This window comes from Geobacter sp. (genome assembly GCF_030834625.1).
Taxonomy (GTDB): Bacteria; Desulfobacterota; Desulfuromonadia; order Geobacterales; family Geobacteraceae; genus Geobacter.
In genome coordinates this window covers 30,164-45,156 of the sequence record NZ_JAUQXO010000037.1, presented here as the reverse complement: position 1 = coordinate 45,156, position 14,993 = coordinate 30,164, and the positions used below count along the sequence as shown (strand labels likewise).

Here is a 14,993-nt window from a genome sequence, read left to right as displayed (position 1 = left end):
TGCCAAGCAACTTGAGTCAAAGGCCAGAAAGCATATGCGGCATTTACAGAACAACCGAACCAAAGTGAAAAAGTTCTTCGAGCACCCCTGTGCTGCCTATGCATCTTAATTGCTCTGTTTATTTGCCGGAGTAATATGAACCGTGAAAATGGACGGTCTGACTTGGTAGCTATTGATTCACAAGGCAACATAGTTGTCATTGAAATTAAGCGAGATCTTAAAGATTGTCAAACCAGAGCAGAAGCATTTGAGATGCAGGCTATTCGTTATGCCGCTAACTATTCTCTCATAAACAACCAAGAAGACCTACTCAACAAACTATATATTCCATATGTTGAGCGTTTTGAAAAAGCTACCGCGATAGAAGCTAAAAAAACTGTTCCTCAATTTGCCTATGACAAACTCAATGACTTTTTGAAAACCAGGGAAATTAATCGCAAACAACAAATAGTTCTTATCGCTTCTGAATTTGACCCTCAAGCACTCTCAGCCTGTGCTTGGTTACACAAAAACGGCATAGATGTAACATGTGTAACTATAGCACCTATAAAGCATAATGATCAGGTCTTCTTGGTCATTGAACAGATTTTGCCTCCACCTTCCATAGAAGAGTTTTTTGTTCCAGTTGCTAGTCCGTTGTCTTCTAGGACTCGCCATGATACCCCTGCAGAGGGAGGCAGGATAACTCTGCCAACAATGCCAAAGCTTTTCTACGAATGGAACCTAATAAAACCAGGAGATATCGTCTATATCCGTGAGCGCGAGGATAAAAGCGCTATCGTGGAAAGCCCCAAACGTGTAAATTACAAAGGAGAATCATGGAGTTTCAATGATTGGGCAAAAGACGTAACTGGGTGGCAGGCTGTAAATATCTACGAATGGACAGTCCTAAAGGACGCCGGTAAAACCCTAGATCAATTACGGCGTGAGAAGATGCGAGAAGAGAAGGAAAAATTTGAACTGAGCGGTGCACAATAGTCAAACTTGCACATTGAAATGGATTCTACCCAGGATTGACGCAGCAACAATCTGAACGGAGAACCACCATGGAAATCAAACCGATAAAAAACGAAACCGATTATCAGGCAGCACTCGATGAAATTGAGTCTCTGTTCGACGCGGCTCCCGATACCCCTGAAGGTAACCGGCTTGAGGTGTTGACAACCCTTGTCGAAGCCTATGAAGAGAGGCACTACAGCATCCCCATGCCAGATCCGATTGAGGCTATTGTGTACCATCTGGAAAGCCGATGGCTTACTCGCCGTGATCTCGAACCGTTTATAGGCAGCCGCGCCCGCGTATCAGAGATACTTAACCGTAAGCGCCCTCTCACCATGGAAATGATCCGCAATCTCCATAAAGGTCTCGGCATACCGGCAGAAGTTCTCATTCAGCCTTACCATACGTTCAGAGACGCCGCATAAACGAGTGGCCGCTGGATACTTCACCGGCCACTCGTTATTTCCAAAAGCCTCCCCGCCTCACTCCCCCGCCAGCCACCCCTCGATCCGCGCCAGCTCCTCACCCCACCCGGCTCCGAGCCGGACCTTCAGGAATTCCCCGTAGAGGCTGTCGAAGAGCTGCAGACCCTGCTCGGTGACGTACATCCGCTCGTAGAACGCCGCTTCCCGCTCGCTCCCCTCGTCCACGTGGTCACCCTTCTCGATGGCCACCTTGGGGGCCTTGAGGGAGGCGAAGTGGAAGAGCTCCCCCTTGAGGGTCAGCTTCCAGGTGTTCTCCTCCTTTTCCAGGTAGAGGGTCGACTCGGTGATCCGCTTGCCGTGGGCAAGGGCGGTCACGGCCTCCCGGAAGTGGTCCTGGGGGCCGGCCACGGTGATCTTCTGGGTGCCGGCCTCGCCGACGCTCATGAGGACAAGGCGATCGTTCAGGTAGGCGACGAAGGGGTCGTCGGCCAAGGCCGGGCCCGGCTGGTTCACCCGGTACTCGGACGCCTCGGTCATGGTCCGGTGGAGGAGCCAGAGGAGGAAGTCCCAGCCGAGCCACTGATTGCTCCGGATGAGGTCGATGGCCGCGTCGCTGGTGGCGAGGTTTGCCTTCTCCAGGGCCGGCTTCAGCTCCTCGCCGCCAACGGCCTCGGCCCGGGCGTAGGGGTGGATCGCCACCAGGCGCGCACCCTCGAAGGTCTTCTTGAACTGGGCCTCGAAGAGCTCGATGACCGGGGCCGAGAGGGAGGTGAAGGTGACGATGCCGGTGCGGGTATCCCAGACCGCGTCCCAGGTGGAGGGGACCGGCAGGGTCTTGGCCAGGAGGTTCAGGCGCACCGCCTCCTTCAGCTCCTCCCGCTTCTGCTTGGGCACCCTGTTGAATCCGGGGTTGGCGGAGAGGTACTCGTGCTCGGCCACCTGGAGGTAGGCCTTGAGGAGAGCGGCGGGGAGCTTCCGCTGGTCGCGGCGCAGGGTGAAGGTGACGTAGTGGTCCCGCCAGAAGGCGGCGGGTGTGTCGAAGCCCATCTGCCGGTGGTCGTCCAGGTGGACCCACCCCACGGACTGCTCGGCGGCCCCTTGGTCAATGGGCTGAAAAGCCTGCTTGGCGAGATTTTCGGCAACATAGGAATAGAGGTCGCCGGCGGGAAGATCACCCGCTACACGGAACTGACAGACGGCGACGGTGCTGGAAAGGATGCCCATGGATGTTCTCCTTGATCAGGAAGTAAAAGGGGAGAAGAGATACACCCATTGGGGCACGGAGGGCAAGCACTTTGTGGAGGGCGCCGGCATGGGGGGGGTGGCCCTCCGGGAAAAAAGTTAAAGTTTTCCTGAACATGGCCGATATGCTTCTAAGCGGGGCACACTTTTTTCAGGGTGCGCACCACTTCTTTTAAAAGGAGCACACGTATGCCACTGAGTTTCACCATCGGAGACGCAACCCTGGGCGAGGCGGATCTGGCTGTTCATATGGTCGGGGCGGTCAAGAACATCTTCTCCACCATGGTTTTCATCGACGATATCGCCGACAGCTACCCCCTGGACAAGCCGGTCTCCCACTTCACCTGCAGCATCTCGGGGATGGTGGGGCTCGGCGGGGACTGCACGGGGATGGTGGGAATCCACATCCCCGAGGAGTTGGCCCGGGAGGCCACGGCATCCATGCTCGGGATGGAGATGGACGAGCTCGAGGGTGACGGCGACGTGAACGACGCCATGGGAGAGCTAACCAACATGCTGGCCGGCGAGATAAAGATGATATTCTCGGCACGGGGAATGCGCATCTGTCTTTCCACACCGTCAGTCATCTCCGGCAAGGAGTACTCGGTCGAGGTGGTCTCCAGCGGAGCTGCGGTGGTGGTTCCCTTCAACCGGGGTGAGCAACGCTTCCTGGCAACGCTGCAGCTGGAGGGGAGCTGACGCGACACGGATTCAGAATCTATCTCGATCTCCCACCCATACGCCGGAGGTGACGTTGACATGAAACCCTATACTGCTGGCGCCCTTGTCCTACCGTTCCTGATTTCCTTTTCCGCCGCACAAGCGGCCCCTCCCGATGCCGGCCAGCTCCTGCGCGAACAGCAGCCCCAGCGGCAGATGCCGCGGCAGCTCCCGACCCCCGAAGCCGAAAAAGAGCGCCCACCCCTCTCCGACAGCGGCGTCCGCGTAGTGGTCAAAGGCTTCACGTTCAGCGGCATAGAGGGTTTGGCGACAGAGAGCGAATTGCAGGCCCTTGTGGCCGACGCCGTGGGCAAAAGTCTCAGCTTCAGCGAACTGCAGGGCCTCGCGGCAAAAGTCACCGCACACCTCAAAGACAAAGGGTGGTTCCTGGCCAAAGCCTACCTCCCCAAACAGGACATCACCAGCGGCGTCATTGAAATCGCCGTCATCCAGGGCAAAAGCGACGGTCTCATCATCAGGCGCGACAAGAGCGCCCGCATCAGTGAAAAAAGCATCAGCAGCATCGCCCAAAAGTCCGTCCGCCACGGCCAGCCCATCAACGAACAGTGCCTCGAACGTTCCGCACTCCTCATCAACGACCTCCCCGGTGTCACAGCCAAGGCATCCCTGGCCCAGGGCAGCACCCCCGGCACAACCTCCGTCCAGCTCGACGTCAGTGAAGGACCGCTCCTCTCCGGCGCAATCTGGGGCGACAACCAGGGCAACCGCTATACCGGCGCCTGGCGCGGCAACAGCTTACTCAGCATCAACGACCCCCTGGGGTACGGCGACCAGCTCTCCCTGCTGATCACCGGCGCCGAAGGGCTCATCCTGGGGCGGGCCGGCTACCTCTTCCCCCTCGCCTCCAACGGCCTCAAGGGGAACCTCACCTATACCGGCATGGGTTACGAGATTGTCGAAGGCGAAACAGAGGTGCTCAAACAGGAAGGGGACAGCCACATCATTGATGCCGGCCTCAGCTACCCCATCCTTCGCAGCCGGACTGCAAATGTCACCACCTCCATCGGCTATGAATTCAAAAAACTGACTGATAGCATCAGTGATGTCGACACCCGGGACAAAACCCTTCACAGCGGCACCGTCAGCTTCATGGGCGACAAATACGACACCTTTCTCGGCGGCGGCTACACCACCTGGAACGCCGGCGCTACCACCGGCACCATGGACGAAAAAATCGCCGACATAGCCATCACCAAAAAAGAGGGGAGCTACACCCGATTCAACTTCGGCCTGGCGAGACTGCAGCGTTTGATCGAGCGGACTACCCTCAATCTCTCGTACAGTGGCCAGCTCAGCCTCGACAACCTCGACACCAGCGAACAATTCTACCTGGGAGGCCCTTACGGCATTCGTGCCTATCCGGTCGGGGAAGCATCCGGCGACGAAGGGCACCTCTTCAACGTCGACCTGCGCTATGACCTCCCGCTCCCCGCCAGTATCGGCTTGCTCCAACTGAACGGCTTCTACGACGCCGGCTGGATCAGGCTGTATAAAGACACCTGGCCGAACTCCATCACCACCATCTCCAACAGGAACGACTACTGGCTGCAAGGTGCCGGCTTCGGCCTCAACTACGCCTACAACGACCGGATCAGCCTCAAAGCCACCTGGGCCCACACCGTGGGCGACAACCAGGGTAGAAGCATCAGCGGCAGGGATGCCGACGGCCGCAGCGACGACAACCGCTTCTGGCTACAGGCAATGTTGTTCTTCTAACCAAAACGAACGGCATGTAGTGAGAGCATAAAGGAGCACCCCATGAACAAGATCTACCGTATGATCTGGTCCAAAGCCAAAGAGCAATGGGTTGTCGTTTCCGAGAAGGTTTCCGCCAAAGGGGCCATTCCGTCAGTAACTGTCGGAGCGCTCACCGTGGCGGCCCTGCTGGCGGCAGGGGGGGGAGCCTTCGCCCTTGATCCCGGGGCACTCCCCACCGGCGGCAGGATAACGGCTGGCAACGCCACCATCGCCACCAGTGGCAACCAGATGACCATCAACCAGTCCAGCCAGCAGATGATCGCCAACTGGAACAGCTTCAACATCGGCCAAAACGCCGGCGTCAGCTTCAACCAGCCCAATAGCGGCGCCACGGCATTGAACCGCATTCAGGACCAGAACCCTACTCAGATCCTGGGGAGCCTCAGCGCCAACGGCAGGATATTCCTCCTCAACCCGGCCGGCATCATATTCGGCCAGAACGCAAAAGTGGATGTCGGGGGGCTGGTGGCTTCCTCCCTCAACATGCTCGACAGCGACTTTCTTGCCGGCAGGTACACCTTCAGCGGCCCCGGCAATGCCGGATCGATCATCAACCAGGGAAACCTCAGCGCCAACGGCGGCATCGTCGCCCTGATCGCCCCCAAAGTGAGCAACGAAGGGACCATCACCGCCACCAACGGCAGCGCGGCCCTGATCGCCGGCAACCAGGTCAGTGTGGATTTCCAGGGTGATGGCCTGATCACCTACACCGTCGACCAGGGGGCCGTCGATGCCCTGGCCGAGAACAAGGGGCTGATCAAGGCCGATGGCGGCCTGGTGGTCTTGACCGCCAAGGCGGCGAACGCTCTGACCAACGCCGTAGTGAACAACAGCGGCGTGATCGAGGCCCAGACGCTGGTGAACAAGGGGGGGAGGATTCTGCTCCTCTCCGACATGCAGAGCGGCGCAACCAGCGTCAGCGGCACCCTCGACGCCAGCGCCCCCGACGGCGGTGACGGCGGGTTCGTGGAGACCTCCGGCGGCCGGGTAAAGATCGGTAGTGGCACGGTAATTACCACCAGGGCTCCATCCGGCACGTCAGGCACGTGGTTAATAGATCCCGATGGCTATACCATCGCGGCGAGTGGAGGTGACATCGACGGTACGACCCTTGGGAATAACGTCGATAACAATGGAGATACAATCATTAGCAGTACGGATGGCAGCGGCAGTGACGGCAATATCAACGTCAATGACAATGTGACGTGGCATGCCAACAATCTAGCGCTGATCGCCACCAACGACATCAACATCAACGCCGTGATGACGGCCGGCGCCGTTGATGACACCGGCGATCCCGGAACCTTTGCCAGTCTTGATCTTGAGCCGGGCAGCGGCACGGTGAACGTCGGTTTCAACCCGGATGGCACCTTCAAAGGAAAGGTGGATTTCTTCCAGGCGGATGGTGTGACACCCCGCTCCGGAGCGGGTTTCCTGACCATCAACGGCAATCCCTATACCGTTATCACCGATCTGGGATTAGCCGGTGATGAATCTACTGGCGACAGCACCCTGCAGGGGATGGCTTACGGCGGCAATTCTTCCGGGTATTTCGCCCTCGGCAGCAATATTGATGCAACCGACACCTCCGGGTGGAACTATGGAGAAGGTTTCGTGCCGATCGGCACGGGCGGCTACTCATTTACGGGCACCTTCGACGGCCTCGGCCATACAATCAGCAACTTGAGCATCAACCGCAACGCGAACGAGCAGGGATTGTTCGGAGTAACCGACGGCGCCACGCTGCGCAACGTCGGCCTGACCGACGTGAACGTAACCGGCTATGGCAATGTAGGCGCTCTGGTGGGTTACGGATACGGCACCGCCATTATGAATTCCTCTGTCATAGGCAGCGTCACCGCCGGCGATTATTCAACCGGTGTCGGCGGGCTGATGGGCTACGACTATGGCGGCAGCAGCATTATTAACTCCCATGCGTCTGCCACGGTCACCGCCGGCGTCAACTCTACTGGCGTTGGTGGGCTCATGGGGTATGGTTATGGCTCCAGTTCCGGCAGCACCATCCTGAACTCCCACGCCACCGGCAACGTTACGGGTGGGAACAGCGTCGGCGGGCTGGTGGGGTATGGCTATGACGACTCCATAACCAATTCATACGCTACCGGCGAGGTAACGGGGACAGGCGATAATGTGGGCGGCCTCGTGGGATATACCAACGGCAGCAATCCCATTATTGATAACAGCTACGCCACCGGTCCGGTGACGGGAAACAACTACGTCGGCGGCCTTGTCGGCTCCATTAACAGCAGCAACATCACCATTTCCAACAACAGTCATGCCGATGGTCTTGTCACAGGCAACAGCTACGTCGGCGGTCTGGTGGGCTCCGTCAATAGCGGGGGGACCATCAACATTTCAGATGCATACGCCATCGGCGGGGTAAAAGCTGACATCAATCCCAATGGCCAGTATATCGGAGGGCTGGTCGGGTATCTCTACGGCGGCGGCTACGGATACGGTTCCGGCAGCGAAATTACCAATTCCCATGCCAGCGGCATAGTAACGGCAGGCGACTCCAGCTCCAATGTTGGGGGGCTGATTGGGTATAACGAAAACGTAGCCATCACCGATTCCGACGCTTCCGGCGCGGTGACGGCAGGCGCCTATGGCGACAGCGTCGGCGGCCTCGTGGGCAACAATTCGAATGGTGCGATCACCAGTTCCCACGCCACCGGAAAGGTGACGGTGGGTGCCTACAGTTCCAATGTCGGCGGATTGGTGGGAAACAATGCCGACAGTGCCATTGACGGGTCCTATGCCACCGGCGAGGTGGCGGCGGATGCCGCTACCGGTCAATATGTCGGCGGGCTGGTGGGGTACAATAACAGCAACTCGGGAATCGACAACAGCTACGCCACCGGGCCGGTAACGGGAAACAGCTACGTCGGCGGTCTGGTGGGCTATGACAGCGGCAACACCATTACCAATTCTTATGCCACCGGCGCAGTGCATGCGGGGGATGACAGTTCCAACGTGGGAGGATTGGTCGGCTATGGTTATGAAGTATCCATCACCAACTCCCATGCCGATGGCCCAGTGACGGCAGGCGCCAATGGCAACAACATCGGCGGCCTGGTGGGGGACTTTGAATCATGGGGCTACGGAAGTTCCTCCATATCCGATGCCTATGCTACCGGGGCGGTAACGGGGGGGGCCGACAGTTCCAATATCGGCGGCCTCGTGGGGAACAGCTATTCTTACGGCTACGGCAACACTATTACCAATTCCTTTGCCACCGGCGCAGTTACGGCGGATGCCACTGCCAGCCAGAATGTTGGCGGCCTGGTGGGCACCAATAACAGCAACTCCAGCATCGACAACAGCTATGCTACCGGGCCGGTAACCGGCAACAGCTATGTCGGCGGCCTGGTCGGCTATGACAATGGCAACGGGATTACCAACTCATTCGCCACGGGTCCGGTTACGGGCGGCAGTTATGCAGGAGGGCTTGTAGGCGACTCCGGCTCTTCTGTTATCACTTCCTCTTTCTGGGACAAGACGGTCAATTCCGACCCCGCCTTGGACAATGGCTTCGGCACCGGCAAGACGACTACTGAGCTGAAAACCCTGGCCACGTTCACAGACGCCGGCTGGGACATCGACGATGCCGGTGGCACCGGCTCGGTCTGGCGCATTTACGACGGCAATACCATGCCGCTCCTGCGCGGTTTCCTCACACCACTCACCAGTATCGCCAGCCCCGTTACCAAGGCCTACGATGGGACGGCGTATACGGGGGACCTCGACGCCACCTACTCGGATCCGACCGCCCCCGCGTCGGGACATCTCCAAGGTCTCACGTCACCTTACGCCAGCTTCGTCAACGCCGGTACCTACTCTCCGTCGCCCGCCTACTCTGATCAACTGGGCTACGACATCACGGCCAGCGGCGACAGCAGCCTGACGGTCACCCCCGCGGCACTCTCCATCACCGCCAGCGATGCCAGCAAGAGCTACGGCCAGACTCCGACCCTCTCGGCTTTCACCTCCAGCGGCCTGCAGAACAGCGAGACCATTGGCAGCGTCACCCTGGCCAGCGCCGGCACTGCCGCCACGGCCGGCGTCAGCGGCAGCCCGTACACCATCGCTGCCAGTAACGCCACCGGCGGCACGTTCAGCGCCGGCAACTACACCATCACCTACAACAACGGGGCACTGACGGTCACCCCCGCGGCACTCTCCATCACCGCCGGCGATGCCAGCAAGAGCTACGGCCAGACGCCGACCCTTTCGGCATTCACCTCCAGCGGCCTGCAGAACGGCGAAACCATCGGCAGCGTCACCCTGGCCAGCGCCGGCACCGCGGCCACGGCCGCCGTCAGCGGCAGCCCCTATGCCATTACTGCCAGTAACGCCACCGGCGGCTCCTTCAACGCCGCCAACTACACCATCACCTACAACAACGGGGCGCTGACGATCACCCCGGCGGCACTCTCCATCACCGCCGGCGACGCCACCAAGAGCTACGGCCAGACGACAACTTTCACCGGCACCGAATTCACCTCCAGTGGCCTGCAGAACAGCGAGACCATCGGCAGCGTCACCCTGGCCAGCACAGGGGCAGCAGCCTCCGCAAGCGCAGCGGGAAGCCCTTACGCAATAACGGCATCCAATGCAACCGGCGGCACATTCAACGCGGATAATTACACTATCGGCTATAACGACGGGGTGCTTACCGTATCCGCCGTGCCCACGGTTGCTGATGAGCCGGTTGTTGCTGATGAGCCTATTCAGCAGCCAGTGCCGACCCCGCTGGCGGTTTCGGACCAGAGATCACCTCCGTCCATCCCGCAACCACCCGCGCCGATTGTGGATTATGCCGGCCCAGGAGGAGGGACGCCTGTCACCGGCGCCAGCATCACAACAACAGGTGGCAGTGGCACACCCGCTGGCGTAGGCGGCCTCAGCGTAACCCTTGTCAGCCAGCCCACATCTCAGAATTCCGGCATTATTGCCGTAGCCGTACCGGACAGCATGGCACAGCCAGGGTCGGCTTTCAGTTTCCAGCTACCTGAACAGGCCAGGGACATGGCAGCCGCAACCGCCGCAGCAGTAACAGTTTCCCTGTCCGACGGCGGGCAATTGCCGGGATGGCTTCGGTACAGTCCGGAATCGAATACTTTTACGGCCAGCGATGTTCCGGCAGGTTCCCTGCCGATCAAGATTACCGTGACTGTTGGAGATCAAAGCTGGACTGTGGAAATTACGAAGCAGCAGGCGTAGTAATCATAAAGATCTATTGCAGTTGCTAGCTCCATGTTTCAAAATAGGGCGGCCATGGTCGCCCTTTAAATTTTCTGCCTGGAGAACACCTATGACCCCTCGTTTTGTCGGCGTCGCAGGCTTGCCCCGAGCCGGTTCCACCCTGTTGTGCCAGCTGCTTGCCGAGCATCCCGCCATACACTGTGAGGGGCACAGCTCGCCCCTCTGCAATGCCCTGCTGATGATGCGCCGTTTCATCAGCGACGACCAGTTCATGCTGTCGCAGCTCGACGTGCAGTTCGAGGCCACCTATGCCCATCTGAAATCGGCCATGCAGGGGTTTCTGCACGGCTGGCACGGTGACTGCGGCAAGCACGTTGTCGCGGACAAGAACCGCGCCTGGCTGCACTGCATCGAGATGCTGCTGCATCTGGACCCCGAGGCGAGGCTGCTGGTGCCGATCCGCGAACTGGGGCAGATTTACGGCTCTATCGAGTCCCAGCACCAGAAAACCATCCTGCTGGACTTCATCGACCACCTGGCCGATTTTGACCGCTTCGGTCGGGCCGACAAGCTCTTTGCCCAGGACAAGTCCATCGGCGCGCCGCTGTCGTCGATCCGGGCCATAGAGGAACTGCCGCAGACAGTTAAGAACCGCCTCTATTTCGTGAAGTTCGAGGATATGATCGCCGACCCGGTCGACACCATGGTGCGGATTTACAGCTGGCTCGGGCTGCCGCCCCATACGATTGATCCGCAGCGCATCACCACCCGGCCCCATGAGAGCGACAGCCACTACCGCTTCAAATACCTGCACCGGCAGCAGGGGAGCATATCCGCTCCCGGGCGCCATGAAATTCCCCCCCGCATTCAGTCGCAGATCGAGCGAGCCTGCGGCTGGTACTACGAATGGTTCTACCCGAAGAACGGCCCTGCCCCCCAGCCGCGGACGAAACGTTGATGCGATCCGGCCTGACCATTTCGGTGCTCGACCAGCTGGAAGCCGAGGCGATCCACATCCTCCGCGAGGTGGCATCCGAGTTCGAGCGTCCGGTGATGATGTACTCCATCGGCAAGGATTCGTCGGTGATGCTGCACCTTTGCCAGAAAGCGTTCTGGCCTGGCCGGATACCGTTTCCCCTGCTGCATGTGGATACCCGCTACAAGTTCCCGGAGATGGTGGCTTTCAGGGATGCCCGGGCTGCCGAGCTGGGATTCGAGCTGCGAGTTTACCACAGCCGCGACGGGGACGATGACAGCGTCAACCCGTGGGACCTGGGGACCGTGCGCTGCTGCGCCAGTCTCAAGACCAGCGGGCTTCTGGATGCGCTGCAGGAGGGGGGGTATGATGCGGTCATCGGCGGGGCCCGCCGCGAAGAGGAGCGCTCCCGTGCCAAGGAGCGGATTTTTTCCTTCCGTGATGCCAACGGCCAGTGGGAACCGCGCCGCCAGCGGCCCGAATTCTGGAACCTCTACAACAGTCGCGTCAACAGCGGCGAAAGCATGCGGGTGTTTCCCCTTTCCAACTGGACCGAACTGGATGTGTGGCGCTATATCGAACGCGAGTCGATCCCGGTGGTTCCGCTCTACTTCGCGGCAAAGCGGATGGTGGTGGAGCGCAACGGCCAGCTGATACCGGCAGGAGAGGGGACACCGCTGCTGCCCGGTGAGACGCCTGTCCCGCGCCTCTGCCGCTACCGGACGCTGGGGTGCTATCCCTGTACGGGCGCGATTGCCTCCAGTGCGACCACGTTGGCGGATATCATCACCGAACTGGAGCAGACCCGCCTTTCGGAGCGTACAACCCGCCTCATCGACCATGACCAGGACGGTTCCATGGAGCGCAAGAAGCGGGAGGGGTATTTCTGATGACCGACCTTCTGCGCATCATGACCGCCGGCAGCGTCGATGACGGGAAGTCCACCCTGATCGGGCGCATGCTTTACGATGCCGGCGCCCTCCACGATGACCATATCGCTTCGCTCTACAAAGGTGCGCGCGGCGGCGAGCGCCCGGATTTCGCCCTTTTGACCGATGGCCTGCGGGCCGAGCGGGAGCAGGGGATCACCATCGATGTCGCCTACCGCTATTTCGCCACCCCACGCCGCCGCTTCATCATTGCCGATGCCCCGGGCCACGAGCAGTATACCCGCAACATGGCGACAGCAGCCTCCAATGCCGATCTGGCGGTGCTGCTGATCGACGCCCGGCAGGGGGTGTTGACCCAGTCCAGGCGCCATGCCTTCATCTGTGCGTTGCTGGGGGTGCCACGCCTCCTGGTGGCTGTCAACAAGATGGATCTGGTTGGTTTCAGGGAGGAACGCTTCCGTGAGATCGAGGATGAGTACCGGACCTTTGCCGTCCGGCTTGGCCTGAAGAACCTCTGCTTCATTCCGGTCTGCGCCGTCGACGGGGACAATCTTGTCCACAAAAGCGAGCGGATGCCCTGGTACGGAGGACCGTGCCTCCTGCCGTATCTGGAGGACGTGTATGTGGCCGGTGACCGCAACCTGGTCGACTTCCGTCTGCCGGTGCAGCGCGTGGTACGCCCTGACGCAAGCTTCAGGGGATACAGCGGCACCCTCGCTTCCGGCGTGGTGCGGGTTGGCGACGAAGTGATCGCGCTCCCCTCCGGTTTCCGTTCTTCAATCAGAAGCATCCACCTGGGCAGTACCGCATTGCCCCAGGCCGTGGCAGGTCAGGCAGTAACCGTCTGCCTGGACGATGAACTGGATATCGCCCGGGGCGACCTGCTCGTGCATCCCGGCAATGTCCCGAGAGAATTCAAGGAACTGGATCTGATGACGGTCTGGACCGGGGACGAGCACCTGGTTGCAGGAACGGTGCTGCTGATCAAGCTGGGCTGCCAGTGGATCAAGGCGCGCTGCGAGTCGATACGCTACCGCATTGACCCCGATACGCTGCGCCAGGAGCGGGTTGAGTCCCTCGGGATGAATGATATCGCCCGTATCCGGCTTGTGCTGTACCGCCCGGTTTTTGCCGACCCATATTCGCGCAACCGTCAACTGGGAGCATTGCTGCTTGTTTCGGCCTCCGGCAATGACACGGTCGGCGCCGCAACCATTGTGGAGCGGACCGATTACGATGCCGAGCTGAAGACGGACCGGGCAGTGCCGGAAAGGCGGGAAGTGGTCTGGCATCATGGGCAGGTGACGCTGGCGGACAGAACCGAACTGCTCCGTCAGAAGCCGCTGACAATCTGGTTCACCGGCCTCTCCGGCGCCGGCAAGTCAACTCTTGCCTTTGCCTTGGAAAGAAGGCTGATCGACATGGGGATGGCCTGCTACGTGCTGGATGGCGACAATGTGCGTCATGGCCTGAACCGCGACCTCGGATTTTCCCCAAAGGACCGCGCCGAGAATATCCGACGTATCGCCGAGGTTTCAAGGCTGATGAACGATGCCGGTTTGATCCTGATTACCGCCTTCATCTCTCCCTTTCAGGAGGACCGGGAGATGGCCCGTGGAATCATCGGCAACGAGCGTTTTCTGGAGGTTTACCTCGAAACCTCACTGGAGGTTTGCGAAGGAAGGGACCCCAAGGGGATGTACAAAAAGGCCCGCAGCGGAGAACTGCCAAGCTTTACCGGTATCTCATCACCGTATGAACAGCCTGAGCGCCCCGACCTGAAACTGGATACGGCATCCCTTTCCATTGACGACTGCGTGATCATGCTGCAGAAGTCGGTCCGGGAGCGCTGCATGGGGTGGGAGACGTAATGTTTGACCCTGCCGTGATGACCGCAGGCCTGCTGGTCGGCCTGATGGTCGGTCTGACCGGCATTGGCGGCGGTGCGCTGATGACCCCCATTCTGGTTCTGCTGTTCGGCTTCGCTCCCAAGACGGCCGTGGGCACCGACCTGTTCTTTGCCGCGATCACCAAGATGGCGGGCGTGACAGTGCATGGCCGCCGCGGGACCATCGACTGGCAGGTCTGCCGGCGGCTTGCGGCTGGAAGCCTGCCGGCAGCCGTGCTGACGAGTGCCGCATTGCATTACGTCGGACGTGATGCCCTCACGGTAAACACTCTGATAATGCAGGCTTTGGGAGTCATGCTGCTCATCACGGCCATTGGGCTGATCTTCAAGAAAAGTCTGCACGAGATCGGCAGAAACTTCAGGATAGGCGATGCTGAGTTGTTCAAGCGGCTTCAAGCCCCACTGACCGTGTTTGCCGGGCTGTTCCTCGGGGTGGTTGTTACCTTGACTTCCGTCGGAGCAGGAGCCCTGGGGACGGTCATCATGCTCTACCTCTATCCGCTGCGCCTGACACCGGCCAAGGTTGTCGGCACAGACCTGGCCCACGCCATTCCCCTTGCACTTGTGGCCGGTTCCGGCCATCTGCTGGGAGGCAATATCAACGTTGCGCTCCTTCTAACGTTGCTGTCCGGCTCCATACCTGGAGTTTTGATCGGATCCTGGTTCTCGGCCCGCGCCTCAGATGCTGTCTTAAGGCCGGTCCTGGCACTGTTGCTGCTACTGACCGGCATCAAGATACTCTCCGGCTGTTGAGAATCCCTACGCCCACCATATGGTGACGGATTCAGGTCCTTTCCTTTTCGGCCCCATGCGGTAGACTTGTGGAG

At 59.7% G+C, this 14,993-nt stretch carries 10 protein-coding genes; 9 read left to right on the top strand and 1 reads right to left on the bottom strand.

Annotation, left to right across the window (positions count from 1 at the left end; all coding sequences use genetic code 11):
* Positions 1-135: 135 nt before the first annotated feature.
* Both RCH91_RS10190 and RCH91_RS10185 read left to right on the top strand, forming a co-directional pair.
* Entirely contained in the window at positions 136-978 is an 843-nt protein-coding gene (locus tag RCH91_RS10190; RefSeq protein WP_306534744.1) for a hypothetical protein, read from the top strand.
* A 68-nt stretch (positions 979-1,046) separates the two neighbouring features.
* The gene (locus RCH91_RS10185; RefSeq protein WP_306534742.1) at positions 1,047-1,424 is read left to right on the top strand and encodes a type II toxin-antitoxin system HigA family antitoxin; all 378 of its coding nucleotides are present in this window, start codon (positions 1,047-1,049) and stop codon (positions 1,422-1,424) included.
* Between the two features lie 57 nt (positions 1,425-1,481).
* On the opposite strand, the gene rdgC is transcribed toward RCH91_RS10185, so the two are convergent.
* Positions 1,482-2,648 (bottom strand): recombination-associated protein RdgC, encoded by a 1,167-nt coding sequence (rdgC, locus tag RCH91_RS10180; RefSeq protein ID WP_306534740.1) that lies wholly within the window; start codon positions 2,646-2,648, stop codon positions 1,482-1,484.
* Positions 2,649-2,855: 207 nt separating this feature from the next.
* On the opposite strand from rdgC, the gene RCH91_RS10175 reads away from it, so the two are divergent.
* The 7 genes from RCH91_RS10175 (at position 2,856) to RCH91_RS10145 (ending at position 14,919) form a co-directional block, all read left to right on the top strand.
* Positions 2,856-3,365: a chemotaxis protein CheX gene (locus tag RCH91_RS10175; RefSeq protein ID WP_306534738.1), complete on the top strand. Its 510-nt coding sequence runs from the start codon at positions 2,856-2,858 to the stop codon at positions 3,363-3,365.
* Between the two features lie 60 nt (positions 3,366-3,425).
* Positions 3,426-5,123 carry a ShlB/FhaC/HecB family hemolysin secretion/activation protein gene (locus tag RCH91_RS10170; protein ID WP_306534736.1) on the top strand — a complete coding sequence of 566 codons (1,698 nt, stop codon included), beginning with the start codon at positions 3,426-3,428 and terminating at the stop codon, positions 5,121-5,123.
* A 42-nt stretch (positions 5,124-5,165) separates the two neighbouring features.
* Positions 5,166-10,409: a GLUG motif-containing protein gene (locus tag RCH91_RS10165; RefSeq protein ID WP_306534734.1), complete on the top strand. Its 5,244-nt coding sequence runs from the start codon at positions 5,166-5,168 to the stop codon at positions 10,407-10,409.
* A gap of 91 nt (positions 10,410-10,500) precedes the next feature.
* Positions 10,501-11,349: a sulfotransferase gene (locus RCH91_RS10160; RefSeq protein ID WP_306534732.1), complete on the top strand. Its 849-nt coding sequence runs from the start codon at positions 10,501-10,503 to the stop codon at positions 11,347-11,349.
* Positions 11,349-12,257, top strand: a complete 909-nt coding sequence (gene cysD / locus RCH91_RS10155; protein ID WP_306534730.1) for a sulfate adenylyltransferase subunit CysD — start codon at positions 11,349-11,351, stop codon at positions 12,255-12,257. The genes RCH91_RS10160 and cysD overlap by 1 nt, the downstream gene beginning before the upstream one ends.
* Positions 12,257-14,128, top strand: coding sequence for an adenylyl-sulfate kinase (gene cysC / locus RCH91_RS10150; RefSeq protein WP_306534729.1), 1,872 nt, complete (start codon positions 12,257-12,259; stop codon positions 14,126-14,128). Before cysD ends, cysC begins: the two co-directional genes overlap by 1 nt.
* Positions 14,128-14,919, top strand: a complete 792-nt coding sequence (locus tag RCH91_RS10145) for a sulfite exporter TauE/SafE family protein (protein WP_306534727.1) — start codon at positions 14,128-14,130, stop codon at positions 14,917-14,919. The genes cysC and RCH91_RS10145 overlap by 1 nt, the downstream gene beginning before the upstream one ends.
* The last annotated feature ends 74 nt before the right edge of the window (positions 14,920-14,993 follow it).